General features: G+C 69.8%; 19 protein-coding genes and 2 pseudogenes. 12 read left to right on the plus strand and 9 right to left on the minus strand.

Features of this window, described 5'->3' with window-relative positions:
- Nucleotides 1-60: 60 nt before the first annotated feature.
- Both ACLQ2R_RS33605 and ACLQ2R_RS33610 read right to left on the minus strand, forming a co-directional pair.
- Nucleotides 61-969 (minus strand): universal stress protein, encoded by a 909-nt coding sequence (locus tag ACLQ2R_RS33605; RefSeq protein WP_425965444.1) that lies wholly within the window; start codon nucleotides 967-969, stop codon nucleotides 61-63.
- 692 nt (nucleotides 970-1,661) lie between these two features.
- A complete protein-coding gene (locus ACLQ2R_RS33610; protein ID WP_425965445.1) occupies nucleotides 1,662-4,277 on the minus strand; it encodes a cation-translocating P-type ATPase in 2,616 nt (871 codons plus the stop codon).
- A gap of 184 nt (nucleotides 4,278-4,461) precedes the next feature.
- On the opposite strand from ACLQ2R_RS33610, the gene ACLQ2R_RS33615 reads away from it, so the two are divergent.
- Both ACLQ2R_RS33615 and ACLQ2R_RS33620 read left to right on the plus strand, forming a co-directional pair.
- The gene (locus ACLQ2R_RS33615; RefSeq protein WP_425965446.1) at nucleotides 4,462-4,719 is read left to right on the plus strand and encodes a dsRBD fold-containing protein; all 258 of its coding nucleotides are present in this window, start codon (nucleotides 4,462-4,464) and stop codon (nucleotides 4,717-4,719) included.
- 263 nt (nucleotides 4,720-4,982) lie between these two features.
- Nucleotides 4,983-5,651, plus strand: a complete 669-nt coding sequence (locus tag ACLQ2R_RS33620; RefSeq protein ID WP_425965447.1) for a CBS domain-containing protein — start codon at nucleotides 4,983-4,985, stop codon at nucleotides 5,649-5,651.
- A 144-nt stretch (nucleotides 5,652-5,795) separates the two neighbouring features.
- On the opposite strand, the gene ACLQ2R_RS33625 is transcribed toward ACLQ2R_RS33620, so the two are convergent.
- Nucleotides 5,796-6,704: a universal stress protein gene (locus tag ACLQ2R_RS33625; protein ID WP_425965482.1), complete on the minus strand. Its 909-nt coding sequence runs from the start codon at nucleotides 6,702-6,704 to the stop codon at nucleotides 5,796-5,798.
- A 337-nt stretch (nucleotides 6,705-7,041) separates the two neighbouring features.
- Between ACLQ2R_RS33625 and ACLQ2R_RS33630 the strand changes: the two genes are divergently transcribed.
- The 3 genes from ACLQ2R_RS33630 (at nucleotide 7,042) to ACLQ2R_RS33640 (ending at nucleotide 9,488) form a co-directional block, all read left to right on the plus strand.
- Entirely contained in the window at nucleotides 7,042-7,932 is an 891-nt protein-coding gene (locus tag ACLQ2R_RS33630) for a universal stress protein (RefSeq protein ID WP_425965448.1), read from the plus strand.
- 381 nt (nucleotides 7,933-8,313) lie between these two features.
- Nucleotides 8,314-8,844 (plus strand): universal stress protein, encoded by a 531-nt coding sequence (locus ACLQ2R_RS33635; RefSeq protein WP_425965449.1) that lies wholly within the window; start codon nucleotides 8,314-8,316, stop codon nucleotides 8,842-8,844.
- Nucleotides 8,845-8,873: 29 nt separating this feature from the next.
- On the plus strand, nucleotides 8,874-9,488 hold the full coding sequence (locus ACLQ2R_RS33640; RefSeq protein WP_425965450.1) for a hypothetical protein: 615 nt from the start codon (nucleotides 8,874-8,876) through the stop codon (nucleotides 9,486-9,488).
- A gap of 88 nt (nucleotides 9,489-9,576) precedes the next feature.
- On the opposite strand, the gene ACLQ2R_RS33645 is transcribed toward ACLQ2R_RS33640, so the two are convergent.
- The 3 genes and pseudogenes from ACLQ2R_RS33645 to ACLQ2R_RS33655 form a co-directional block, all read right to left on the minus strand.
- The gene (locus ACLQ2R_RS33645) at nucleotides 9,577-10,446 is read right to left on the minus strand and encodes a universal stress protein (RefSeq protein WP_425965451.1); all 870 of its coding nucleotides are present in this window, start codon (nucleotides 10,444-10,446) and stop codon (nucleotides 9,577-9,579) included.
- A gap of 184 nt (nucleotides 10,447-10,630) precedes the next feature.
- On the minus strand, nucleotides 10,631-10,933 hold the full coding sequence (locus ACLQ2R_RS33650) for a hypothetical protein (protein WP_425965483.1): 303 nt from the start codon (nucleotides 10,931-10,933) through the stop codon (nucleotides 10,631-10,633).
- 103 nt (nucleotides 10,934-11,036) lie between these two features.
- Nucleotides 11,037-11,177: pseudogene (locus tag ACLQ2R_RS33655) on the minus strand (hypothetical protein); the annotation flags it as partial.
- Nucleotides 11,178-11,481: 304 nt separating this feature from the next.
- Between ACLQ2R_RS33655 and ACLQ2R_RS33660 the strand changes: the two are divergent.
- Entirely contained in the window at nucleotides 11,482-12,498 is a 1,017-nt protein-coding gene (locus ACLQ2R_RS33660; protein ID WP_425965452.1) for a zinc-dependent alcohol dehydrogenase, read from the plus strand.
- A 185-nt stretch (nucleotides 12,499-12,683) separates the two neighbouring features.
- On the opposite strand, the gene ACLQ2R_RS33665 is transcribed toward ACLQ2R_RS33660, so the two are convergent.
- Entirely contained in the window at nucleotides 12,684-14,999 is a 2,316-nt protein-coding gene (locus tag ACLQ2R_RS33665; RefSeq protein ID WP_425965453.1) for a phosphoketolase family protein, read from the minus strand.
- A gap of 223 nt (nucleotides 15,000-15,222) precedes the next feature.
- Nucleotides 15,223-15,846, minus strand: coding sequence for a hypothetical protein (locus ACLQ2R_RS33670; protein ID WP_425965454.1), 624 nt, complete (start codon nucleotides 15,844-15,846; stop codon nucleotides 15,223-15,225).
- Between the two features lie 405 nt (nucleotides 15,847-16,251).
- Here ACLQ2R_RS33670 and ACLQ2R_RS33675 point away from each other — a divergent pair, with 405 nt between their 5' ends.
- The 6 genes and pseudogenes from ACLQ2R_RS33675 to ppdK all read left to right on the plus strand — a co-directional run bounded on the left by ACLQ2R_RS33675 (nucleotide 16,252) and on the right by ppdK (nucleotide 24,502).
- Nucleotides 16,252-16,890: a response regulator gene (locus ACLQ2R_RS33675; protein ID WP_425965455.1), complete on the plus strand. Its 639-nt coding sequence runs from the start codon at nucleotides 16,252-16,254 to the stop codon at nucleotides 16,888-16,890.
- A gap of 56 nt (nucleotides 16,891-16,946) precedes the next feature.
- Nucleotides 16,947-17,375 carry a pyridoxamine 5'-phosphate oxidase family protein gene (locus tag ACLQ2R_RS33680; RefSeq protein WP_425965456.1) on the plus strand — a complete coding sequence of 143 codons (429 nt, stop codon included), beginning with the start codon at nucleotides 16,947-16,949 and terminating at the stop codon, nucleotides 17,373-17,375.
- Between the two features lie 375 nt (nucleotides 17,376-17,750).
- Nucleotides 17,751-18,179, plus strand: coding sequence for an Hsp20/alpha crystallin family protein (locus ACLQ2R_RS33685; RefSeq protein ID WP_425965457.1), 429 nt, complete (start codon nucleotides 17,751-17,753; stop codon nucleotides 18,177-18,179).
- Nucleotides 18,180-18,237: 58 nt separating this feature from the next.
- Entirely contained in the window at nucleotides 18,238-18,936 is a 699-nt protein-coding gene (locus tag ACLQ2R_RS33690) for a CBS domain-containing protein (RefSeq protein ID WP_425965458.1), read from the plus strand.
- Nucleotides 18,937-19,149: 213 nt separating this feature from the next.
- Nucleotides 19,150-21,774, plus strand: coding sequence for a bifunctional acetaldehyde-CoA/alcohol dehydrogenase (adhE, locus tag ACLQ2R_RS33695; protein ID WP_425965459.1), 2,625 nt, complete (start codon nucleotides 19,150-19,152; stop codon nucleotides 21,772-21,774).
- 74 nt (nucleotides 21,775-21,848) lie between these two features.
- A pseudogene (ppdK, locus tag ACLQ2R_RS33700) lies at nucleotides 21,849-24,502 on the plus strand (pyruvate, phosphate dikinase).
- 79 nt (nucleotides 24,503-24,581) lie between these two features.
- On the opposite strand, the gene ACLQ2R_RS33705 reads toward ppdK, so the two are convergent.
- Nucleotides 24,582-24,767 carry a hypothetical protein gene (locus tag ACLQ2R_RS33705; protein ID WP_425965460.1) on the minus strand — a complete coding sequence of 62 codons (186 nt, stop codon included), beginning with the start codon at nucleotides 24,765-24,767 and terminating at the stop codon, nucleotides 24,582-24,584.
- Nucleotides 24,768-24,781: the final 14 nt, after the last annotated feature.

A 24,781-nucleotide genomic window follows, 5' to 3' on the forward strand; every position in this document is an offset into this window, starting at 1 on the left:
GGCCGGACGGCCTGGTGACGCCGCCCGGCGACCTTCCTGTGATCTTTCCGCGGTCTTGCCTCACGGCGCCTTCGCCTCGCCGGCGGGCGGCGCGGTCCGGGAGCCGTCCTCCTGGGCCGGCACGACGGCCACCGGACAGGACGCGTGCCTGACCAGGGATCCGGTGATCGCTCCGAGGTGGCCGGTGCGGGACGCCGCCCGGCCTCTGCCGGCGACGACGAGGGCGGCATCAGCCGATGCCGCCAGCAGAGCCTCCCTGGGTGCGGTCGTGGCGGAACAGATGTCGACAGGCACCTCGGCGTACCTGTGCCGCCACGGTGCCAGCCGCTCTTCCACCCGATCCCGGCAGGCCCGGGCCGAGTCCTCCAGATCGGGCACCGGGGCCATGGCGATGCCCCACGCCAGCGGGCGCGGGTGGCCGGCGTGCACCACCCGCAGGGGCAGGCGCCGCAGGACCGCCTCCCGGAACGCGAAGTCCAGCACCGCGTCGCCCGTGGTGTCCTTGACCCCCACGACGACCGGTCCCGGCTCAGAAAGGAGGGACATCCGGTCCGCTCCGCGCACGACGATCACCGCAGACCGGGCGTGGGCCGCCACGAACGCCGCGACGGAGCCGGTCATGAGCCGGGCCGCCACTCCCAGGTCGTGAGAGCCGACCACGAGAAGTTCCGCATCGGCCGACAGCTCGACGAGCCGCTGCGCGGCCGAGCCCTCGTGAAGATCGGTGACCACCTCGATGTCCTCGCGATGGGCGTGCGCGCATTTGACGCCGTGCAGCAGCACGTGCTCGGCCGCCTTGCTCAGATGGAGCCTGGCCTCACCGTCGGCCTCGCCGTAGGGCCAGCGCCAGGTGTGGGTGATCATGAGCGGGAGCCTTCTGAGCTCCGCCTCCTCCGCCGCCCACTCCAGGTCGCGCAAGGGGGAGTTCGAACCGTCATAGCCGATGACGATCCCGTTTCGTCTCGTCATGGTCCTCACCTCGATTTCATGCTCTGGCGATGCCGATCAGGCCGGTGTGCCGGGTCGCGCCCGTCGGCTCGAGGCGAGATCGCAGGGGGCCCGATGGCGTACGAAGGTCGTTGACACCGTTGCGCGGCCGTGCCGGGTCCGGGGATCGGCCGCACCACGGTTCATGCCGCCGGAGTTGTAGAGGGTCCAGCGCCGTCCTGTCGCCAGGATCAGTGAGTAGTGGTCGTCGGGGCTCTCCCCGGGCGGCAGGTAGGGGCAGGCGGCCAAGTGCGCCCGCCCGTCGAGGGTGGCGAACCGCTCCCGGTAGACACCCGGCCTGCCCGGGGCCGTCGGGATCGGGACACGGCCAGGCCATGGCGCCCTGCCGGCCCAGACGTTCACGGGACGGCCCCGCGAACAGGGGCGCCGCCCTCCCGAACTCGGCCGGTGTCGGGCACCCCAGATCCCCCCTCAATGCCGCGGCCAGGCCGTGCACGGCCGCGAAGCCGCTCCTGGTCTCTCCCGGCGGGGCCGGGGCGAGACCCGCCCACTGGAAGCGGCGGTCGAAGGTGACGCGGAAGGCGTCGAAACGATCGGCCGAGCCCATATCCCTCATGATGGACCCGCTACCCACGCCCCCATCAGGCCCGTGACCCCACCCAAAAGGGATTTTTAGCCTCCTTCTACTATTTGTCGACCTTTGGTAACAGGTTTCACCTTTCGCCCTGACCGGGTAGCGGACAAGGCGCCGCGGTGCGGGGTGGGCGGCCCGGACGGCCTCGCTTCGGGTCCTGAATCGCCTTGTGCAGCGCATCGGCCGCCAAAACGGCCGGAACGGCCAGCGCCGCGAGCGCCCAACCCGCGGGCGGCGGGAACGATCCTCCCAGGAGCGCCGACAGCGCCGGCACGCCGACGACGACCAGCAGCAGCACGGCCTCGACCGCGACCGCCCAGAGCAGCAGAGGGTTGCCCGCCCACCACGCGCGCCCCACCGGCCGTGTCTGACTGCGGCAGGCGAAGGCGTTGGCGAGCTGACCCAGCACCACGGCGGCGAACGCCGTGCCGGAGGCCGCGGCGAGCAGGGCCGGTGACGGCTCCGCCCCCAGCGTCCAGCCGCCCAGCATCAGCACGGCGACGAAGCCCGCCATCTCCACGGCGGCCTCGGCCGGTCCCAGCACCCCGAACACCCGGCGGATCAGACGGCGATCGACCAGCGAACCCGTCCGGGCAGGCCCGTCCATGGTCCGCGGATTGGCCGGTTCAGCGCCGAGGGCGAGGGCGGGCAGCAGATCGGTGCCGATGTCCAGGGCGAGGACCTGCAGCACAGTGAGAGCGAGCGGAATCGTCCCGCCCGACAGTGCCCAGACGGCGAACGGGGTCAGCTCGGCGACGTTGTCGGTCAGGTGGTAGGTCAAGAAGCGGCGGATGTTGGCGTAGGTGGCCCGGCCCAGCTCGACCGCAACGACAATGGTGGCGAAATGGTCGTCGAGCAGGACCAGGTCGGCGGCCTCGCGGGCAACGTCGGTGCCCGAGGCCCCCATGGCCACCCCGATGTCGGCCTCGCGCAGCGCCGGCCCGTCGTTGACGCCATCGCCGGTCATGGCCACCACGTGGCCGCGCCCGCGCAGCGCGCGGGCGATACGCAGCTTGTCCTCCGGCGTCGCCCGGGCGATCACGGCCCCGTCGTGATCCAGCAGCTCCCCGAGGGCCTCGTCGCCGACGGGCAGCTCGGCGCCGGTGACGACGAGTTCCTCCGACCCCAGCAGGCCGACCTTCTCGGCGATCGCACGCGCGGTGCCGGGATGATCACCGGTGATCATGGCGAGTTTGATCCCGGCCCGACGGCACTTCCCGATCGCCTCCGCCACATCCGGGCGAGGCGGATCCTCAAGGCCCACGAGACCGAGCAACGTCAGATCCCGTTCGACGTCCGCGGCGGTCCCCGCGGCGTTCTGCGCGGCGGTTCCCGTGGAGCTCCCTGTGGCGGCGCAGGTCACCGGGACGCTCCGGCGGGCGACGGCCAGGACGCGAAGCCCGCCCCTGCTCATCTCCTGCAGCGCCTGCTCCGCCTGCTCCGCCTGCTCCGCCGCGCACAGCGGCAGGACCGCGTCCGGAGCGCCCTTGAGGTGGAGCACGCCGTCGACGATCACCGAGGAGCGGCGGCGGACAGGATCGAACGGTAGGCGCCTGGTGACCGCCCCCTCCTCGCTGGATCCGGCCTGCAGGGCCAGCGCGTGCAGGGCCACCTCCATCGGGTCTCCCACCGGCTTCCACCGCCCGTCCGCGCGGACCAGCCGCCCGGTCGAGCTGAGCACGGCCGAGCGCATGATCTCGGCGGCGCAGACCGGATCGGCCAGGTCGAGCGCGCCACCGGGAGTCCACACCCGCACGACGCTCATCTCATTGCGGGTGAGGGTCCCGGTCTTGTCCGTGCAGATGAAGGTGGTCGCGCCGAGGGTCTCCACGGCCTCCAGATGGCGCACCAGCGCCTTCTGCCCGGCCATCCGCTGCGCCGCCCGCGCCAGCGACAGGGTGACGGTGGGCAGCAGCCCTTCGGGAACGAGCGCGACCGTGACCCCGATGGCGAACAAAAAGCCCGTCGAGGGCTCCATCCCGAGCAGCAGGGACAGGCCGAAGAACACCACGCCGACGCCGAGCGCGATGGCGGCGATCACTTTGACGACCCGCCCGAGCTCGCGGGCCAGGGAACTCGGCGGCCGGGTCGCGCTCCGGGTCAGGGCTGCCACGGCGGCCAGCCGGGTGCGTGACCCGGTGGCCGTCACGACGGCGGCCGCCTCCCCCTCGACGACGAAGGTCCCCGCGAAGACCGTGGCCTTCTCGCCGGGCCGGCACGCAAGGCTCTCCCCGGTCAGCATCGACTCGTTGACCGCCAGCCCGTGCACCTCGGCCAGCTCCAGATCAGCGGAGATCCGATCCCCCGCCTCCAGCAGCACCAGGTCGCCCGTAACCAGATCCGCGGCGTTCACCACCGTGCGGCGACCGTCCCGGACGACCTTGACCTCGGCCGGGATCAGCTCCCGCAGCCGCTGGCCCGCCCGGTCGGCCCGATACTCCTGGGCGAACGCGAACGCGCCGTTCAAGACCACCACCACCGCGATGGCCAGCGCCAGCTGGGGCATGCCCGCCACCAGTGCCAGTCCCGCCGCCACCCACAGCAGCAACGCGAAGAAGTGGACCATCTCGCGGATCAGCAGCACACCCGCCGGTGTCCGCCTACCCGCAGGAAGCGCGTTCGGCCCCTCGTCGGCGAGCCGCCGGGCCGCCTGCGCGCCCGTCAGCCCCGACTGTGCCTGAGATGTGGTCGACATACCTCAATGCTTCCCCCGCAGGCTTCGCCGACCTAGAGGAGAACGGACCTCCAACCGCCCCCACCTGCGGACATACCAGACACTACGGAAGTCCCCCGGATGTCAGGCCCTTATGCCCTGTTCGCACGCGAAGCTCTTGACCAGCGTGGACGGTGAACGCCGATTCGAGCAAAGGAGCATCGTCATGCTCGCAAAACGATGGACCGTGCAGATCCACATCACCGAGGACGGCGACACCACCGCCGCCCGAGCGGTCCTGTCCACCGAAGATCGCACCCACCTGGCCGGAGCCGGCCACGCATGCCGCAACCCGGCCGACCCGCAGGTACCCGAGATCGGCGACGAGCTCGCGGCCGCCCGCGCACTGGCCGACCTGGCCGGCAGGTTGCTCACTGCCAGCTCCCAAAACATCGCCCAGGTCACCAGCCCCACCTCCTGGTGAGGACCTCCCACCCCTACCGGGGGTGCGACCTGCCCAGATCTCACAACACAACCGATACTGCCCCTATGACCAATCGCGGATGGAACCGATCGCGGCCGACGAACGCGGCCCCCACCCCGGGCCATGCCGCATCACCCGGCCTCGTCCACCGGCCTCGAAGAATCACACGACCGAACCACCAGCCCGTGGATCGTTCAACATTCGCCCCGGCCACCACTCGATCACCGGCCGTTTCGATCGCCACCGCCCGTCCGGAGGCAAATATGCACCATGTCACCGTCAAGGACGTGATGACCCAGCAGGTGATCTCAACGGGTGAGAACACCTGCTTCAAGGACATCACCCGCACACTCCTCACCCACACCGTGAGCGCCTTACCGGTGGTGGACGACGACGGCCGCGTCGTGGGCGTCGTCTCCGAGGCCGACCTGCTGCGCAAGGAGGAACTCCGAAAGCAGCCCCCCGGCAAACACCACCCCTCTCCCCCAAAGCCGCACACAGACACCCCAGGGGCCCAAACGGCCCGTGACCTGATGAGCACCCCCGCGGTCACGATCCCCAAGGACGCCTCCCTGGTGGCCGCCGACCGCCTGATGCACGAAAAAGGCGTCAAACGGCTCCCGGTGGTCGACGAGCACGGCCGCCTGGCAGGCATCGTCAGCCGCTGCGACCTGCTGAAGGTGTTCATGCGCTCCGACCGCGACATCGAACACGACGTCCGCGTGGACGTCCTAACACGATCGTTGTGGATGGACACCTCACGCGTCCACGTCACGGTCAAGGACGGCGTGGTGACGCTGAGCGGCACGATGACTCTGCGCACCGACACTCGCATCGCGCTGGAGATGACCCGACAGGCCAGCGGAGTCGTCGACGTGATCGACGAACTCGCCTGGGACCGTGACAACACCCCCACCGACGAACAGCGTTAGCACACCCGCCATATCAGCGACCGGTCGGCGCGCTGCGACCCCGACCGTCCAGACCCGCGCCCCCACAGGACCGACCATCTTTTACTCCACGACGACAAGCCCCTGACCCGCCAAACACCACACCAAGAGCCCCTCCCCGGCCGCTCACCCCTCGACGACTCGGGCCTCACCCTCACCAAACGCATCGGAACCCGACAACGCGACCCCCTCGCGGGGCGAACCCTCCCAACCGGCGGGAACGACCGCGACAGGACAAAACCCATGCTGAAGAACCGACCTGCAGACCGAACCCAGCCTGCCGTGCTCACGTCCCCCGCCGACCACCACCACACTCGCCCCCCTCGATGCATCCACCAGAAGATCCTTCGCGGACGTGGCAGCGAAACACGTACGAACATCCACTTCCGGACAGGCGATCCGCCACGGCTCCAGACGCCCGGCCAGCACATCCTCCGCCGCGTCCATCGCGATCCGCCCCTCGCGCATCAACGGCTGCAACTGCCCAGCACGCACCGCCACCAGCCCCAACCGCCTCATGGCGGCCTCACGAAAAGCGAACTCGATCACCCCATCACGGGTATCGCCACCTACCCCCACCACCACCTCACCCTGCTCCCTCGGCACCGGAATCGGACCGGGCCCGCGCACAACGATCACCGGACAGCGCGCATACGCCGCCACCCCCTCGGCGACCGACCCCACAACCGCCCTGGCCAAGGCACCCATGCCACGAGAGCCCACCACGACCACGGCCGCACTCTCCGACAACTCGACCAGCCGTTCAGTCGCCCCACCCTCATACAGATCCGTCCCGACAACGGCCACCGCACTGCACGCACGAGCGCACTCCGCCCCGTGATACAGCACATGCTCAGCCGCCCTACGCAGATGAAGCCTCGCCTCCTCATCGGCCTCCCCATACGGGCACCGCCACGCATGAACCACCCTCAGCGGCACCCGCCCGAGCTCGGCCTCATCCATCGCCCATTCCAGAGCCTGCATGGAGAAGTCGGAACCGTCATAACCGACGACGGCCTCACAGATACCCGCCATCACCCTCACCTCCTCCCCCATGCTCGCCACAACCACCCCCCGAGCAGCAGGGCGCAACGTCCCAACGGCATGGGACCTTCTACCCCCTCCCATCACAGCACCTACCTGCCAAAACAAAGAAAAACACGATCTTCCGCCAGTCGCTCCATCCGGCCGGGCAACAGAGCGACATGCGACGGCGCCCAGGGACCTTCGCCCCTATTCGGCAGAAGAAAGGACTACGAACAATGAAAAGACCACGACCGAACAAGACAACGGTGGACAACCTCGTCCACCCTCAGACCCAACAACCAAGATCCCACCACCGAACCCCGGCAACGAACCGAAGGTGACGACCATGACACAACCCATCATCGTCGGCGTCGACGGCTCACCCCCCTCCCTCCACGCCCTCACCTGGGCGGCACAGGAAGCCACACTGAGAAAAGCGCCACTGCGCATCGCACACGCCGCCCTCCGCTGGGCCTACGACGTCCCCCTCGCCCCCCAACCGGCCCACTGGGGACCCGCCGAGGAAGCCGCCCGCAACGAACTGCTTCACCACGCCGCCGAACAAGCCCACTCCGACGCCACCACACTGAAGATCACCACCGAGATCCTCGACGGAAACCCCGCCGAAGCGATCACCACCGCAGCCACGACCGCACAGCTGATCGTCGTCGGCCACCGAGGTCTGGGCGGATTCACCGGACTACTCCTGGGCTCGGTCAGCACCGACCTGGCCGCACACTCCCCATGCCCGGTAGTGATCGTCAACCCACCGCACACCACCCCCGACACCGAGATCGCCGTCGGCGTCACCGGACGCACCAACCAGGACCCCACCCTGGAATTCGCCTTCAACGAAACCCTGGAATTCGCCTTCAACGAAGCGACCCTGCGCCAACGCCCCCTGCGAGCGATACACGCCTGGACCCACCCCGCCACCAGAGCACCCGGCGACATGCAGCCACTCCTCTACGACGTCGAGGGCATCGGCGACGAGGAAGCCCGGCTCCTGGCCGAATCACTCGCCGGCTGGCGAGACCGATTCCCCGACGTGACCCTCATCGAGCACGTCGTACACGAGCACCCGGCCAAAGCGCTCATCAACGCCTCCACGACCGCCGAACTGGTCGTCGCGGGCACCTCCGGCCCGCTCCTCGGCCCGACCGTACGTGCCCTGCTCCACCACGCTCAGGCCCCCGTCGCCGTCGTCCATCACTCATCACGCACCCGCCGCGTCTGAACACCCGGCGTGAGAGCACACGTGCCAGACGACAGGGTCCTGTTTGTTTTTGCGGCTCGTCTTTAGTCCTATATGTCTATTTTTACTGTTTTTCAAAAATCGATCGCCTTTACAAAGTAGATTAATAATATTCGATATCGACCCTTAGGGGAACAGGAGTGCCACCGATCGCGGTTCAAGGAGACCGAAGGAGCGTGGTCGCGCTCTGCCGCAGCGGCCCAGGCCCGGATCCTGCGCGCCGTCCTGCCCGACTAGGTCATGTGCCTCTTCCCCGCTCCAGATGTCTCAGGTCCTTCGCTCCGGGTGAAGGGCCCAAAGTCCCTGCCGACGCCCATCCCCTGGAAGGCACTCTCAGGACACGACTCGAGAGTGGAGACCATCATGCATCGAGCACCGCCCAGCGGGCCGCGCATCATCGTCGGTGTGAACGACACGCCCGGCGCCCGGTGGGCGCTGGCCTGGGCGCTCGGCGAATCGCGGTTGCGCCACCTGCCGGTGCACCTGATCCACGCCTACCAGGAGACCACCCGCCTGGAACACCAGCCATGGTTCACCACCATCGACGCGGCGGCCCAGGTGGCTGCCGCCGACATGCTCGCGCGCGTGCTCAGGGAGGTCGCGGACGGCCAGCTCCAAGGCGTCAAGCTTTCCGCCAGCGTGCGTCCGGGAAGGCCCGGCGTGGCCCTCACCGAACTCACCAGGAGCACCGACCTCCTGATCGTAGGGCGAAGCAGACGGCGCGTGCCGATCTTGTCCGCGGGCGTCACCGCCTACTGCCAGAAGCACGCCAAGGCCACGGTCATCACGGTCGCGACGCCCCCTCCCCCGGACCTCGTCGCCCTCTCCGGGGAGCGCGGCGGCCTTTGGCGGCGACTCAAGGGGCCGGCCGGAAGCCCGTCCGGCGAGCAGTGAACGGCAACGACCGCCTCGGGAAGGAGGCATTGAACGTCGTGACCCTACCGGTCGTACCGGCGTCGGCTCCGGCGTTCACGGCCCCGCCCCGGCGCGCCTACACGTTGCTCGGCGTCATCCAGGTGGTCGACACCGGCGACTCCGGCACCACGACGAGCTTCGGGATCAGGCCCGTCAAAAGCGCCGCGTACAAGATCTACGCTCTCAGCAAGCCCAGCCGGATCGTCCTGGATGTCACGACGCCCCAACGGACCGTTTGGGCGCGCGCCCACTTCCTCGGCACCACCGGCTTCAACGCCGCGCCACCGCCGTACACCACATCGGTGCCGCGCCCGGTTATCCCGTCCGCCACCGCGTACGGCGCGCTGCAGCGCCTGTTCGCCGGGCCCGCCCAGGCCGAGCGGACGCAGGGACTGCGGTTCGTCGGTTCCGGGGTCGCTGGATCCAGCAGGCCGGCCATCAAGGGCGGCATCGCCCGGATCCACCTGACAGGTCCGTGCACCGGTGGCGGCTCGACCTTCACCGTGGCGAGTGAGATCGCGCTGATGCCCAAGCGGTTTCCCCCGGTGAAGCGGGTGAAGATCTACGACACTGCGGAGCAGACCGGCCGGTCACCGGCGGCACCGACTCCATCCCGGCGTTGACGACGCCGACGTCTCCCGCCGTCGTCGATCACCACGCACCGCCCCGGAGCACGGCTCCTGGCCTGCTGACCGATCAAGGTCTCGGCGTTCATCGTTCGTCCGGGTGATGACGGACGACGGCGACGGGGCAGTGAGCCCGATGCAACACGGCGTGACTCACCGAGCCCAGCACGGCCGAGGCGAATCCCCCCAGCCCTCGTGAGCCGACCACGACCAGGTCCGCCTGACGTGAGGCATCGGACAGGACACGCACCGGATGATCACAGACGATCGACTCCTCCACCACGACGTCCGGATACCTCTCCCGGTAGGGAGCCAGCAGCCGCCGGGCGGTCTCGGCCTCGTCCGCGAACGTGCCTTCCAGCACCGGGCTGTAGCCCAGAGCGTACGGCGAGGGCATCGGCATCTGCCAGGCGTAGACGGCTCGCAGCCGCGATCCGCGTTGCCGGGCCCGGGAGAAGGCGTACTCCAGCGCGGCCTGTGAATGCTCCGAACCGTCGAATCCCGCGACGACCACGCCGTGCACGGTCGACACCGGCGCTCGGACGACGACCACGGGACCGGCCGCGTGGCCGGCCAGGCCGAGCCCGACCGATCCGAGCACCAGTCCGGCGAACCCGCCGACGCCCCTGCTGCCAACCACGAGCGCGTCGGCCCGCTCGGATTCGCTCCTCAGCCGCTCGACCACCGCTCCGGTCGCCAGAGCAGTGGTGATCTCGATGTCGGACGCGCGAGCCCGAGCCCGCTGTGCGGCCGTGGCCAGCAGGCGGTCGGCGTACCCGGTCACCGGGTCGTTTTCCTCCTCACTCCCGGAGAGGGAAAGGAGAGTGCTCCACGGCTCGTGCACGTGCACGATCTTCAGGGCCGCGCCGTCACGTGCGGCGTCCTCGGCCGCCCATTCCACCGCCGCCGTCGCGGGCGCGGATCCGTCGGTACCGACGACGATCAGTCCTGTCATGGCCGCCTCCTCTCGGAAAATCTCCGTCCCTTCACCTCCATCGCATACCCTCGGGAGCGGTTCGGCATCGGCCGAACGTCACCTGCCGCGAGGACCAACGTCTCCTGTACCGTCCACGGACTCCGTGAAGCACTCGTCTCCGGACGGCGACACGCCCCTCGCGGGCGTCCACCGGCCCTGCCCCCTATGTGATCCGGTGAACGCCGGCCTGTCGCATCGAGGCCAGTTCCGTCCCCCACCGATGGGCTCTTTGGACCTCCCCGTCCAGGAGCGGACCCGGGGTGCCGGAGACGTGGAAGCTCTGCGAGCCGGTCAGGATCGCGAAGCCGTGCCCGCGCAGGTTCCTCTCGACACCGCGCCGGGCCGATCCCGGAACCCAGGGGTTCTTGATCCGCGTGTCGAACGCCGCGGCCGCCAGAGCCCCGGAGGGGGCACCGAGGGCGGCCGCGGCGTTCGCGCAGCCCTTTCCCCTTGGACACCAGAGCACCGGAAGCCTGCTCGGCGGCCGACCGGCGGGTGGCGGGCCGGCTCATGCCGAAGGCGTGGGTGGGCCCGCCGACGACGAGCAGATCCACATCAGCGGGAATCGACACCGGGGCGTCGCCGACCTCGACCACCTCCACCTCCATCCGGGTGGCCAGACCGCCGGCGACGGCCTCGGCGATCGCACGGGTGTTGCCGAACATCGATTCGAAGACCACGAGCGCACGCATCGGGATCATCCCCTTCATCCAGTGATGCTCCGCGAAGGACAGGGATCGAGGGCCGATCGCCACCTTTCGCCGGTCGTCGTCAGGATTTCGTCCCGCGGATCGCCAGTGAAGAGGCGGACGGCTCGCGCGGCGAGGACGAAAGACCCGGCACCGAGGGCTCGCGACGAGGACGCGGACACACCGAAGCTCCGAGGCCGGAACCTCCCGCGCGGCCGTGACCGACGACCGTGCCGCTCGGGGACCTCCGGCTCTGCCTCCCCCGGCCACCGCGCGGAAGACTCGTAGGTGGACTCATAGGTGAAAGTCGAGGAGGAAGCAGACCATGAACATGCGCGCCGCCGTCGTCACCGCGTTCGACAGGCCCCTGGAGATCCAGGAGATCCCCGTTCCCGAACCGGCGGCCGATCAGGTCCTGGTCCGTATCGAGGCCAGCGGCCTGTGCCACACCGACATCCACGCCGCCCGCGGTGACTGGCCGGTCAAACCGGTGCCGCCTTTCATCCCGGGGCACGAGGGCGTCGGTGTCATCGGGAAGACCGGTTCGGCGGTGACCGGCCGGACGGTCGGCGAGCGCGTGGCCATCCCGTGGCTGGGTCACGCCTGTGGAACCTGCGAGTACTGCGTCGGCGGCCACGAGACCCTGTGCGAGTCCCAGCGGAACACCGGTTACACCGTCAACGGCTCTCACGCCGAGTACGCCGTCGCCCACGCCGCCTACGTCGTCCCGGTCCCCGACGCCGTCTCCCCCGCCGAAGCCGCACCGCTCACCTGCGCGGGCGTGACCACCTACAAGGCCGTCAAGGTCTCGGGCCTGCGGCCGGCCGAGCGCGCCGCGATCTTCGGTATCGGCGGCCTGGGCCATCTGGCCCAGCAGTACGCGCAGATCTTCGGAGCCGAGACCATCGCCGTCGACATCACCGACGACAAGCTCCGCCTGGCCCGGCAGCTGGGAGCCGCCCACACCGTCAACGCCGCCACCACCGACCCGGTCGTCGCGATCAGGGCACTGGGCGGGGCCGACGTGGCGATCGTGCTGGCCGCCAGCCCTCGTGTCCTGGAGCAAGCTCATGCCTCGCTACGGCGCGGTGGCCGCCTGGTGCTCGTCTCCCTGCCCAGGGACAACACCATGCGCCTGCCGGTCTTCGAGACCGTCCTGAGCGGCATCAGCGTGACCGGCTCCATCGTCGGCACCCGCGGGGACCTGGCGGAGGTCTTCCGCCTGCACGCCGCCGACCGGACCAAAGTGATCTACGAGACGCGCGAGCTCGACGAGATCAATCTCTCCTTCGAAGAGGTCCTCGACAGCGCTGTCCTGGCCCGCCTGGTCTTCGAGATGTGACCATGTCCGGTGGGGTGGGACAGGGGGTTCGCTCGGCCTACGGCCCGATCTCGCCCAGGACGGCGCCTCCTGAACCGGCACGAACCATAACGGCGATGCCTCGCCCTCGCGAAAGCCGGTCACCCCTCCGTCCCAGCGGGGAACGGGGAACGGAGGCATGACCGGCACTGAAAGCTTCGATCTCTTTACTGGGGCCAGGTCCAGTCGCGGATCTCGGCGGGGTCCTCGCCGAACGCGCGGGTGTGCGCCCGCGCCGCGAGGCGGGCGTCGATCATGTGCTGACGCAGGTAGGCGGCCCGCTCGGCCAGGCCGGGCACCCGGTCGATGACGTCGATCACCAGGTGGAAGCGGTCGATGTCGTTGAGCATGGCCATGTCGAACGGGGTGGTGGTGGTGCCCTCCTCCTTGTAGCCGCGCACGTGGATGTTGGCGTGCCCGGTGCGGCGGTAGGTCAGGCGGTGGATCAGCCAGGGGTAGCCGTGGAAGTTGAAGATGACCGGCTTGTCGGGCGTGAACAGCGTGTCGAACTCCGCGTCCGACATGCCGTGCGGGTGCTCGGTGGGAGGCTGCAGCCGCATCAGGTCCACGACGTTGACCACGCGGACCTTCAGCTCGGGCAGGTGCTCGCGCAGCAGCGCGGTCGCGGCCAGCGTCTCCAGGGTGGGCACGTCGCCGGCGCAGGCCATGACCACGTCGGGCTCGGTCCCGGCGTCGTTGCCGGCCCACGGCATGATGCCCAGGCCGCGGGTGCAGTGCGCGATCGCCTCGTCCATGGTGAACAGGTCCAGGATGGGCTGCTTGCCGGCGACGATGACGTTGACGTAGTCGCGGGAGCGCAGGCAGTGGTCGGCGGTCGACAGCAGCGTGTTGGCGTCCGGCGGCAGGTAGACGCGCACCACCTCGGCCTTCTTGTTCATCACCACGTCCAGGAAACCGGGGTCCTGGTGGGAGAAGCCGTTGTGGTCCTGGCGCCAGACGTGGGAGGAGAGCAGGTAGTTCAAGGACGCCACCGGGCGCCGCCAGGGGATCTTGCGGGAGGACTCCATCCACTTGGCGTGCTGGTTGAACATGGCGTCGATGATGTGGATGAACGCCTCGTAGCAGTTGAACAGGCCGTGGCGGCCGGTCAGCAGGTAGCCCTCCAGCCAGCCCTGGCACAGGTGCTCGCTCAGGACCTCCATCACGCGCCCGCCCGCACCCAGGTGGTCGTCGCCGTCCAGGAGCTCGGCGTTCCAGGCGCGGTCGGTGGTCTCGAACACCGCCGACAGGCGGTTGGAGGCGGTCTCGTCGGGGCCCATCAGCCGGAAGGAGTCGGGGTTGGCGGCGATGATGTCGCGCAGGAACGTGCCCAGCACCCGGGTCGGTTCGCTGGAGTGCGCGGCCGGGGACTTGGTCTCGACCGCGTAGGCGCGGAAGTCGGGCAGCACCAGCGGCCGCAGCACCTCCCCGCCGTTGGCGTGCGGGCTGGCGCTCATCCGCCGTGTCCCGCGCGGTACCGTCGCCAGCACCTCGCCCACCGGGCGGCCTTCGCCGTCGAAGAGCTCCTCGGGACGGTAGGAGCGCATCCACTCCTCCAGCATCGTCAGGTGCTCGGGGTTGTCGCGCATCCCGGCCAGCGGCACCTGGTGGGCGCGCCAGGTGCCTTCCACCTGTACCCCGTCGACCTCGCGCGGCCCGGTCCATCCCTTCGGGGTACGTAGGATGATCATCGGTAGCCGGTCGGCGCGCCCGGCCTTGTAGTCGGCGATCTGGTCGAAAACCGTCTCCAGTGTCTGAGCCATGATCTGATGCACGGTCTCGGGGTCGTCGCCGGAGACGATGTGCGGACGGTGGCCGTAGCCCTCCATGAGCTTGACCAGCTCCTCCTCGGGGACGCGGGCCAGCACCGTCGGGTTGGCGATCTTGTAGCCGTTCAGGTGCAGGATCGGCAACACCACCCCGTCGCGCTCCCGGTCGAGGAACTTGTTGGAATGCCAGCTGGCCGCCAGCGGACCGGTCTCGGCCTCACCGTCGCCGATGACGCACGCCACCACCAGGCCGGGATTGTCGAACGCCGCCCCGTAGGCGTGCGCCAGCGCATACCCCAGCTCACCACCCTCGTGGATCGAACCGGGCGTCTCCGGCGCCACATGACTGGGAATGCCGCCGGGGAAGGAGAACTGCCGAAACAGCCGCCGCATGCCCTCGGCGTCGCGGGAGATCTCCGGGTAGCGCTCGGTGTAGGAGCCCTCCAGCCAGGCATGCGCCACCGCCGCCGGACCACCGTGGCCCGGACCCGCGATGTAGATCATGTCCTGATCGCGCTCGGCGATGATCCGGTTCAGATGCGCGAAACAGAAGTTCAGCCCCGGCGTCGTCCCCCAGTGCCCCAAAAGCCGCGGCTTGATGTGTTCAGGCTTGAGCGGCTCGGTCAGCAACGGGTTGTCCAACAGGTAGATCTGGCCAATGGATAGATAGTTGGCCGCACGCCAGTACGCATCGATCTTCTGGAGTTTGTTCATGCTGCCAGCCTTCTTGATGATCGGTCGATCGCACAGGGACCTTGGTCCTCACCTGCCGGGCCGAACGGGAGTTGGTGCCGGGAACCTGCCCGCGTCCTCCGTGTGGGTGACCGCGAGGTGGTGAGATGCCGGGTGCGACATCGGGAGATTTCGTGTTCGAGACGTGGAAAGACCCGCTCCCTGTGCGGTGGGAGCGGGTCATTGATCTGTGGGGCGGGGGTGGTCAGCGAAGGATGGGGTAGCGGCGCACCAGGGGGGTGGTGGCCCACCAGGCGCCCAGGCCCCAGGTGGTGCCGGCGCCGGCCAGCGCCAGTCCGGCCAGGACGGCGGTGTAGATGAGATGATCGTCCAGGACGGGGTTGTTCTGCAAGGGCAGCTCGGCGGCCCACATCAGGACCATCATCAGTCCTCCGGCGACGGCGGCGATGCGCAGGCCGATGCCCAAGATCAGGGCGGTGCCCACGCCCAGCAGGCCGAGCATGAACAGCCAGTCCACCCATACCTGTCCGGCCAGCGCGCCGAACACCCCGCCCAGCGCGTTCTCCCCGGTGCCCTTGAGGAAGCCGGTCGTGGGGCTGGCTCCGGTGAGCCAGGCCCGCTCGGTGGGGGTGGCGAACCCCAGGCCGAAGGTCTTGTCCACGAACGCCCACAAGAAGATGAACCCCAGACCGATCCGGGTGATCGCCCAGGCGCGCTCGGCCGGGCGATTGACCGCCCGCTGCTCGACGCCCCGCTGCTCGATGGCCTGCGCGGGAACGGGCTGCGTGGGAACAGCGGGGACGGGCTGGGCGGGGATGGCGCCCGTGGCTGGCCCGATGTGAACGTCGTATCCATGAGTGGTGGCCATGACGGCTCCCCTTTCCCTGTCGATCCGTGATGTTCAGCGGTCCTTGTGACACCCTCATCACACCGCCTCCCCGACCCCCGCCAGAGAGCCGTAAGGACCGCGCCAGTGGGACTTTCGGCCTCTTCGCGATCAGCAGGAGGCGAGCACGTCCCTTCCACGACGGCGGCGTACAACAGAACGGGAGAGCGAGCAGGTCGTCGTCACCACGGGCGAGGCGAAGCGACGCCGATCGGACGGTCGCACGAGTCGCCGGCACCTGACGGTGAAATACCGTGGAGGGGATGCCGTCCGGATCGATCGTGTGCCATCGCACCGGGTTTCGGTCGGCGGCCGGCACGACACGACACGACACACGGAGTTTTCGATCCCTACCGGCCCACGTCAAGGGAGGCTAACGTGCAGAGCATGATTCGCGTTTTCCTGGTGGACGATCACGAGGTGGTACGGCGGGGCGTGGCCGCGCTGCTGGGCTCCGAGGACGACATCGAGGTGATCGGCGAGGCCGGTACCGCTGAGTCCGCCATCGCCCGCATCCCGGCCCTCAAGCCCGACGTGGCCGTGCTGGACGTGCGCCTGCCCGACGGCAGCGGGGTGGACGTGTGCCGCGAGGTCCGCTCCCGGCTGCCGGGGCTGGCCTGCCTGATGCTGACCTCCTACGCCGACGACGACGCGTTGTTCGAGGCGGTCATGGCCGGGGCGTCGGGGTACGTGCTCAAGCAGATCCACGGCTCGGACCTGATCGGCGCGGTCCGTACGGTGGCCGCCGGGCAGTCGCTGCTGGACCCGCAGACCACCGCCTCCATGCTGTCGCGACTGCGCGACCAGTCGGCGAGACAGGACCCGCTGGCCGCCCTGTCGGACCAGGAGCGGCAGATCCTGGAGCTGATCGGCGAGGGCCTGACCAACCGGCAGATCGGCGAGCGGATGTTCCTGGCCGAGAAGACGGTCAAGAACTACGTCTCCAACCTGCTGGCCAAGCTCAACATGCAGCGCCGCACCCAGGTCGCGGCCATGGCGGCACGGCTGAGGGCAGATCGTCGGTGATGTAGAGGACCTTCGTCCCTAACGTCTTCACAGGGCGAAAGGGCAGCCTGGAGGGTATGAAGCTCGACTCGGCAGGTCTGCAGATCCTCTCCCGGCAGGAGTGCGTCGCACTCCTGCCGGCGGCCTCGATCGGGCGCATCGTGTTCACCGATCAGGCCCTGCCTGCGGTGCAGCCGGTCAATTTCGTGCTGGACGGCGAGGACATCGTGATCCGCACGGGGATCGGCTCCAAGCTTGCCGCAGCGGCCAGCAACGCGATCGTCGCCTTCGAGGCCGACGAATTCGATCCCACAGCCCGCACCGGCTGGTCGGTCACCGTGGTCGGACCCGCACGCGCCGTACACGAACCGGCCGAGATCGAACGCCTGTCCGTACTCCCCCTGCGCACCTGGGCGCCGGGCAGTCGCGACCACTACATCGTGGTGCGCGCCGAGCAGATCACCGGCCGCCGCATCTCGTCCTGGCACGGCGAGCGGGAGACCTGACACCCGCCGTAGGCTTTCCCGCTCCCCGGAGTCACTTCAGCCTCTCGCAGGCTTTTACCTCCCATGGTCTCCGGCGCCTGCGGTCATCGTCCGCTGGAACGGCTCATGATCGTGCGGACCCACCCGGCCGAAACCGTTCCGGCCGGGTGGGTCCGTCATGATGCTCACCCCGGCCGCCCCTGGCCGAACGCCTCTGATCCGTCCCGGTGAGATCGGCGAGGAGCGGGCGGGACCGTCATGGTCCGGCACCGTCCCGAAGCACCTGCCGGTGACAGCGACCAATGGCGGCCCCCCAGGGACCTCCGGCCCTATATGCGGCTATCGGCCGGGCGTGGGATGGAGGGGAGAAACACAAGGAGACCACGGAGGTGGCAGATGACCACACTCGTCCGCAGGGAACCGAAGGGACTGTTTCCGGAGATCTTCGACTGGCTCGAAGGACCGCTGGCGGGGTTCCGCCCGGCGATCGGCCCCACGATCCGGTTCGAGGACTACGTCAAGGACGGCAGGTACGTCCTGCTGGCCGAACTCCCCGGCATCGACCCCGACAAGGACCTGGAGATCACACTCACCGACGGCGTCCTGGCGATCCACGCCGAACGGCACCACGAGGACAAGGACGCGCACCGCACCGAGTTCCGCTACGGCGCGCTCACCCGCTCCATCGTCCTGCCCGCGGGAGCCGATCCCAAGGACATCACGGCGGTCTACGACAAGGGCCTGCTGGAGATCAGCGTGAAGCTCGACGACAGCAAGGGCGCGGGTGTCCGCGTCCCCGTCGGCAAGGCCCGTACCACCAAATGACACACCAACGGGCCCGCTCGGGCGAGCGGGCCCGGACCATCACGGGTGGAGAGATGCCATGCGCACCAAGGTAGAGAACGTCATGACCAGGAACGTGGCGATGGTCACCGCCGACACGCCGTTCAAGGACATCGCCGAGACGCTCATCGAGCACGCGGTGAGCGCCGTTCCCGTCGTGGACGAGGAGGGCCGCGTCATCGGGATCGTCTCGGAGGCCGATCTGCTCGCCAAGGAGGAGTTCCGGGAGCAGTACTACCGCGAGGGGTACCAGCCGCCGCTGCGCACCCGGCTGCGGCACCGGCTGGGCCAGGAGGGCCGTGACCTGAGGATCAAGGCGCACGGCGACGTCGCCGCCGAGCTGATGACCTCCCCCGCGGTCACCGTCGTCAAGGAGATGTCGGTGGTCGGCGCCGCCAGGCTCATGGAGGAACACGGGATCAAGCGGCTTCCCGTCGTCGACCACGAGGGGCGCCTGGCGGGCGTCGTCAGCCGCCGCGACCTGATCAGGGTCTTCGTGCGGCCCGACTCCGACATCGCCGACGAGGTCCGCAAGGAGGTCCTCGAGCGCTCCCTGTGGGTGGACACCGAGCAGGTCCACGTCCAGGTCGACCACGGTGTCGTCACCCTGACCGGCACCATGGAGCGCCACAGCGAGGCCGATCTGGCGGCCCGGATGACGGGCCGCATCAACGGCGTCGTCGATGTGGTCAACGAGGTGCGGTGGAAGGAGGACGACCACACCTGGAACGCGCGGTGAACCGTTCGGACCACCGCCCTCTCACGGTCCCGGTCAGGACCTTCCGTCGCACGGCCCTGACCGGGACCTTCGCCGTCTCCGGACCGTCCGATGCCCGGCCGCGGCTTCGGAGACCAAGGTCCCGAATGCAGGTGCCTTTCGGCTCCGGCGCGCCGGAGCCGTGACGGAGATCCTGAAGAAGACCGCAGGACCACGACGCCCGAGGTGATCCAGATGACCGACCAGGCCGCACCCGCCCCGACCGCCGTCACCGAGATGATCGACACACTGGTGGGGAACGCGCTGAAGGCGTTGGACGACTACGCCGCCTTCGACCAGGAGCGGATCGACCAGATCGTCAAGAAGGCGTCCGTCGCCGCGCTGGACGAGCACGCGGCGCTGGCCGAGCGGGCCGTCGCCGAGACCGGGCGCGGCGTGTTCGAGGACAAGGCGGTCAAGAACATCTTCGCCTGCGAGCACGTGACCAACAGCATGGCCGGCCTCAAGACCGTCGGCGTCATCTCGCGTGACGACATCAGCGGGCTGGTGGAGATCGCCGATCCCGTGGGGGTCGTCTGCGGGGTCACTCCGGTCACCAACCCGACCTCGACCACCGTCTTCAAGGCTTTGATCGCGCTGAAGACGCGCAATCCGATCGTGTTCGCCTTCCATCCCGCCGCCCAGGAGTGCAGCGTGGCCGCGGCCAGGATCGTGCGGGACGCCGCGGTCGCGGCCGGTGCGCCCGAGCACTGCGTGCAGTGGATCGAGCAGCCGTCCCTGGCGGCGACGAGCGCGCTGATGCGTCACGACGGCGTGTCGACGATCCTGGCCACCGGCGGCAACGGCATGGTGCGGGCGGCGTACTCGGCGGGCAAGCCCGCCCTCGGGGTGGGCGCCGGCAACGTTCCCGCCTACGTGGAGGCCACCGCGGACCTGCGGCGCGCGGTCAACGACATCGTGTTGTCCAAGTCCTTCGACAACGGCATGATCTGCGCCTCGGAGCAGGCCGTGATCATCGACGACGCGGTGTACGAGGACGTGCTCGCCGAGTTCGCCGTCCTGCACGCGTATCTGGCCGACGCCGAGGAGAAGCGCAAGCTGGAGGCGTTCCTGTTCGGCGCGGCGGCCGAGGGCCAGTCGTGCGCGCAGTCGAGGATCAACGCCGACGCCGTGGGCCGGCCGGCGAGCTGGATCGCCGAGCGGGCCGGGTTCACGGTGCCCGAGGGCACGTCGATCATCCTTGTCGAGGCCGGGCAGGTCGGCCCGTCCGAGCCGCTGACCCGGGAGAAGCTCTGCCCGGTCCTGGCGGTGCTGCGCGCCGGAAGCCGCGAGGAGGCGATCGTGACGGCCGAGCGGATGGTGGAGTTCGGCGGGCTGGGACACAGCGCCGCGATCCACACCCGTGACGAGGACCTGGCCGAGGAGTTCGGCCGGCGGGTGAAGGCGGTGCGGATCATCTGGAACGCGCCGTCCTCGCAGGGCGGCATCGGCGACATGTACAACGCGTTCGTCCCGTCGCTGACCCTCGGCTGCGGCAGTTACGGCCGCAACTCGGTCTCGCACAACGTCTCCGCGGTCGACCTGCTCAACATCAAACGGATCGGCCGGCGCACCAACAACCTGCAGTGGTTCAAGGTTCCGGCGAAGGTCTACTTCGAGCCGCACGCGATCCGCTATCTGGCCGACATGCCCGGCGTGCACCGGGTGACCATCGTCACCGATCCGACGATGACCCGTCTGGGGTACGTCGACCGCGTTCTCACCGTGCTGGGCCGGCGTCCGGAGCGGGTCGCCCTGCAGATCATCGACGACGTGGAGCCCGAGCCGAGCGTCGCCACCGTCGACCGGGGCGCCGAGCTGATGCGCGCGTTCCGGCCCGACACCATCATCGCGCTCGGCGGCGGGTCGGCGATGGACGCGGCCAAGGTGATGTGGCTGCGCTACGAGCACCCCGAGGTCGTCTTCGACGACATGAGGCAGAAGTTCTTCGACATCCGCAAGCGCGCCTTCACGTTCCCGACGCTGGGCGAGCTGGCGCGGCTGGTGTGCGTGCCGACGACGTCGGGCACCGGCGCGGAGGTCACCCCGTTCGCGGTGATCACCGACACCGTGACCGGCAAGAAGTACCCGCTGGCCGACTACGCCCTCACCCCGAGCGTCGCCATCGTCGACCCCGTCCTGGCCGCCGACCTGCCGGCCGTGGTCACCGCCGACAGCGGCTTCGACGCCCTCACCCACGCCATCGAGGCGTACGTGTCGGTCTACGCCAGCGACTTCACCGACGGCCTGGCGCTGCACGCGATCAAGCTGGTCTTCGCCCACCTGGAACGCGCGGTGAGGCTCGGCGCCGCCGACCCGGCCGCCAGGGAGCACATGCACAACGCCGGCACCATCGCCGGAATGGCCTTCGGCAACGCCTTCCTCGGCATCGTGCACGCCATGTCGCACACGCTCGGCGCGACGTTCCACGTGGCGCACGGCCGTACCAACGCGCTCCTGCTCCCCCACGTGATCCGCTACAACGGGACGGTTCCCGCCAAGCTGTCGGGCTGGCCGAAGTACGAGCACTACCGGGCCCCCGAGCGGTTCCAGGAGATCGCCCAGGCGCTCGGCCTGCCCGCCGCCACCCCGGCCGAGGGTGTGGAGTCCCTGGCGACCGCGGTGGAACGGCTCCGGAAGGCCGTGGACATCCCCTCGTGCTTCCGCGACCTCGGCGTCGAGGAGGCGGCGTTCATGGCCGCGCTCCCCCAGCAGGCCCGCAACGCCTACGAGGACCAGTGCGCCCCGGCCAACCCCCGGATGCCGATGCTCGACGACATGTGCGACCTCATGCGCGCCGCCTACCACGGCAGGCGCTGACCCGGACCCGGCGGCCGGAGCCGTCGCCCCGGCCGCCTTCGCGCACCACCCGAACCGAATGGAGGCGACACGCGATGCGGACCTACGTGTACGACTTCGCCGACGGCGACAAGGACATGAAGGACCTGCTCGGCGGCAAGGGGGCCAACCTGGCCGAGATGACCCGGCTGGGCCTGCCCGTCCCGCCCGGCTTCACCGTCACCACCGAGGCCTGCCGCTCCTACCTCGCAACAGGCGTGGCCCCGGCGGAGCTGGAGGAGGAGATGGCCGTCCACCTGCGGCGCATCGAGAAGACCATGAACCGCGCTTTCGGCGACCCCGGCGACCCGCTGCTGCTGTCGGTCCGCTCCGGCGGCCGCTTCTCCATGCCCGGCATGATGGAGACCGTCCTGGACATCGGTCTGACCGACGCGACCGTCACCGGGCTGGCCGCCTCCGGCGGCGAACGCTTCGCCTGGGACTGCTACCGCCGGCTCATCTCCATGTACGGCTCGACCGTCGAGGGCATCGCGGACTCCGCGTTCGAGAACGCGCTGGCGGCGTTGCGCCGCGAGCGCGGCGTCGCCTGCGATCCGGAGCTGAGCGCCGCCGACCTGCGCGAGCTGGTGGGCACCTACAAGGAGATCTTCCGCGCGCACGCCGGCACCGGCTTCCCGCAGGACCCGGCCGAGCAGCTCGCCGGCACCGTGCTGGCAGTCTTCCGCTCCTGGAACACCGAACGCGCCCGCCTGTACCGGCGCGCCGAGCACATTCCCGACGACCTGGGCACCGCCGTCAACGTGATGGCCATGGTGTACGGCAACCGCGGCCCCGGATCGGGCACCGGAGTGGCCTTCACCCGCGATCCCGCGACCGGCGCGCGCGGCGTCTACGGCGACTACCTGCCCGACGCCCAGGGCGAGGACGTGGTGGCCGGTATCCGCGACACCCTGCCCCTGCAGGAGCTCGCCCGGCTGGACAGCCGCTGTTTCGACGAGCTGGTGCGGGCGATGGACGTGCTGGAGCGCCGCTACCGCGACCTGTGCGACATCGAGTTCACCATCGAGGGCGGCAGGCTGTGGATGTTGCAGACCCGGGTGGGCAAGCGGACCGCCGCCGCCGCCTTCGTCATCGCCGCCCAGCTCGTCGACGAGGGGGTCATCGATCTGGACGAGGCGCTGCGGCGCGTCGACGGCGCCCAGCTCGGCCGGCTCATGTTCCCGCGCTTCGACCTGTCGGGCTCCCCCGAGCGGATCGCCTCAGGTGTACCCGCCTCTCCCGGGGCCGCCTCGGGCCGGGCGGTGTTCGACTCCCGCCGTGCCGCCGAGGCCACCGGCCCGGTCATCCTGGTGCGGCGCGAGACCAATCCCGACGACCTGCCCGGCATGCTCGCGGCCCGCGGCATCCTGACCAGCCGCGGCGGCAAGACCTCGCACGCGGCCGTCGTCGCCCGAGGGATGGGCCGTACCTGCGTCTGCGGTGCCGGTGACATCGAGGTCGATCCGGAGGGCCGGCTGTTCCGGGCCGGCTCCGTGACCGTCCGCGAAGGCGACATGATCTCCGTGGACGGCACCACCGGAACGGTGTACCTGGGCGAGCTGCCCGTGGCCCCGTCGCCGGTCGTGCGCCACCTCGAAGGCGACCCCGAAAGCGCCCCCGCGGACGGCCTCGCGGGCGATCTCGACACCGGCTCGGGGCCGCTCGTCTCGGCTGTGGGCAGGCTCCTGGCCCATGCGGACACGCTGCGTCGGCTGGACGTGCAGGCCAACGCCGACACCGCCGAGGACGCCGCCCGCGCCCGCAGGTTGGTGCGTCCGGGATCGGGCTGTGCCGGACCGAGCACATGTTCCTGGGCCCGCGGCGCACCCTGGTGGAGCGCCTCATCCTGGCCGAGGGCGAGCGGGAGGTCAGGGTGGTGCTGGAGGAGCTCCTGCCGTTGCAGCGGGCCGACTTCGCCGGCGTTCTGGCGGCCATGGACGGGCTGCCGGTGACCATCCGGCTGATCGATCCGCCCCTGCACGAGTTCCTTCCCCCGTTGGAGGAGCTGCTCGGCGCCGCGACCGACCGCGAGCGGGCCCTGCTGGCCGCGGTACGCAGGATGCACGAGAGCAACCCGATGCTCGGGCTGCGCGGTGTCCGGCTCGGCCTGGCCATCCCCGGCCTGTTCGCCATGCAGGTCCGCGCCATCGGCGAGGCCGCCGCCATCCGTGTCCACGAGGGCGGGACCCCACGACCGGAGATCATGATCCCGCTGGTCGGCGACGTCCGCGAGCTGGCTCTGGTCCGCGCCGAGTCCGAGCGGGTGCTGGCCGGGATCGACGGCGCGCCGCCGATCCCGATCGGGACGATGATCGAGGTGCCCCGGGCGGCCCTCACCGCCGGTGACATCGCCGGGCAGGCCGACTTCTTCTCCTTCGGCACCAACGACCTGACCCAGATGACCTGGGGGTTCTCCCGTGACGACGTGGAGGCGTCGTTCCTGCCGCAGTACCTGCGCCTGGGCGTCTTCGAGACCTCGCCGTTCGAGAGCATCGACCGGCGCGGCGTCGGCCGCCTGGTCGAGCTGGCCGTCGAGGAGGGGCGAAGGGCGCGTCCCGGGCTGCGGATCGGTGTCTGCGGCGAGCACGGCGGCGACCCCGACTCCGTGTGGTTCTTCCACGACGCGGACCTGGACTACGTCTCCTGCTCGCCGTACCGGGTGCCGGTCGCTCGCCTGGAGGCGGGCCGCGCGGCCCTTCCCCGCCGGTGACGAGACACGCACGAGACCCGGCCGACCGATCATGGCGGCATCCGGCCCACCGTGACAAGGGACGATCGCCCGTGACTCCTCAGCGGCAACCGGCGCCCGCGCCGGCGCCGGCCGGGGCCTTCGTCTCACCGGGCTGCTCATCAGCCGGGCCGCACGCGCACGACGCGGCCGGGTCCTGGCCGGCGGCCGCGGACCTGCCCAGGGTGTCGGCGTCGGCCTTGACGACGTACACCTCCCAGGGTTCGGCGCCGGGGCCGATCCACACCGAACGCCTTCCCC

The sequence above is a fragment of the Streptosporangium sp. DT93 genome (genome assembly GCF_049844535.1).
Taxonomy (GTDB): Bacteria; Actinomycetota; Actinomycetes; order Streptosporangiales; family Streptosporangiaceae; genus Streptosporangium.

What these genes read in the sequence shown, in the direction of transcription:
- ACLQ2R_RS33605 (WP_425965444.1), bottom strand. Translation starts at nt 969, where the DNA reads ATGACGAGACGAAACGGGATCGTCATCGGCTATGACGGTTCGAACTCC.
- ACLQ2R_RS33610 (WP_425965445.1), bottom strand. Translation starts at nt 4,277, where the DNA reads ATGTCGACCACATCTCAGGCACAGTCGGGGCTGACGGGCGCGCAGGCG.
- ACLQ2R_RS33615 (WP_425965446.1), top strand. Translation starts at nt 4,462, where the DNA reads ATGCTCGCAAAACGATGGACCGTGCAGATCCACATCACCGAGGACGGC.
- ACLQ2R_RS33620 (WP_425965447.1), top strand. Translation starts at nt 4,983, where the DNA reads ATGCACCATGTCACCGTCAAGGACGTGATGACCCAGCAGGTGATCTCA.
- ACLQ2R_RS33625 (WP_425965482.1), bottom strand. Translation starts at nt 6,704, where the DNA reads ATGGCGGGTATCTGTGAGGCCGTCGTCGGTTATGACGGTTCCGACTTC.
- ACLQ2R_RS33630 (WP_425965448.1), top strand. Translation starts at nt 7,042, where the DNA reads ATGACACAACCCATCATCGTCGGCGTCGACGGCTCACCCCCCTCCCTC.
- ACLQ2R_RS33635 (WP_425965449.1), top strand. Translation starts at nt 8,314, where the DNA reads ATGCATCGAGCACCGCCCAGCGGGCCGCGCATCATCGTCGGTGTGAAC.
- ACLQ2R_RS33645 (WP_425965451.1), bottom strand. Translation starts at nt 10,446, where the DNA reads ATGACAGGACTGATCGTCGTCGGTACCGACGGATCCGCGCCCGCGACG.
- ACLQ2R_RS33660 (WP_425965452.1), top strand. Translation starts at nt 11,482, where the DNA reads ATGAACATGCGCGCCGCCGTCGTCACCGCGTTCGACAGGCCCCTGGAG.
- ACLQ2R_RS33665 (WP_425965453.1), bottom strand. Translation starts at nt 14,999, where the DNA reads ATGAACAAACTCCAGAAGATCGATGCGTACTGGCGTGCGGCCAACTAT.
- ACLQ2R_RS33670 (WP_425965454.1), bottom strand. Translation starts at nt 15,846, where the DNA reads ATGGCCACCACTCATGGATACGACGTTCACATCGGGCCAGCCACGGGC.
- ACLQ2R_RS33675 (WP_425965455.1), top strand. Translation starts at nt 16,252, where the DNA reads ATGATTCGCGTTTTCCTGGTGGACGATCACGAGGTGGTACGGCGGGGC.
- ACLQ2R_RS33680 (WP_425965456.1), top strand. Translation starts at nt 16,947, where the DNA reads ATGAAGCTCGACTCGGCAGGTCTGCAGATCCTCTCCCGGCAGGAGTGC.
- ACLQ2R_RS33685 (WP_425965457.1), top strand. Translation starts at nt 17,751, where the DNA reads ATGACCACACTCGTCCGCAGGGAACCGAAGGGACTGTTTCCGGAGATC.
- ACLQ2R_RS33690 (WP_425965458.1), top strand. Translation starts at nt 18,238, where the DNA reads ATGCGCACCAAGGTAGAGAACGTCATGACCAGGAACGTGGCGATGGTC.
- adhE (WP_425965459.1), top strand. Translation starts at nt 19,150, where the DNA reads ATGACCGACCAGGCCGCACCCGCCCCGACCGCCGTCACCGAGATGATC.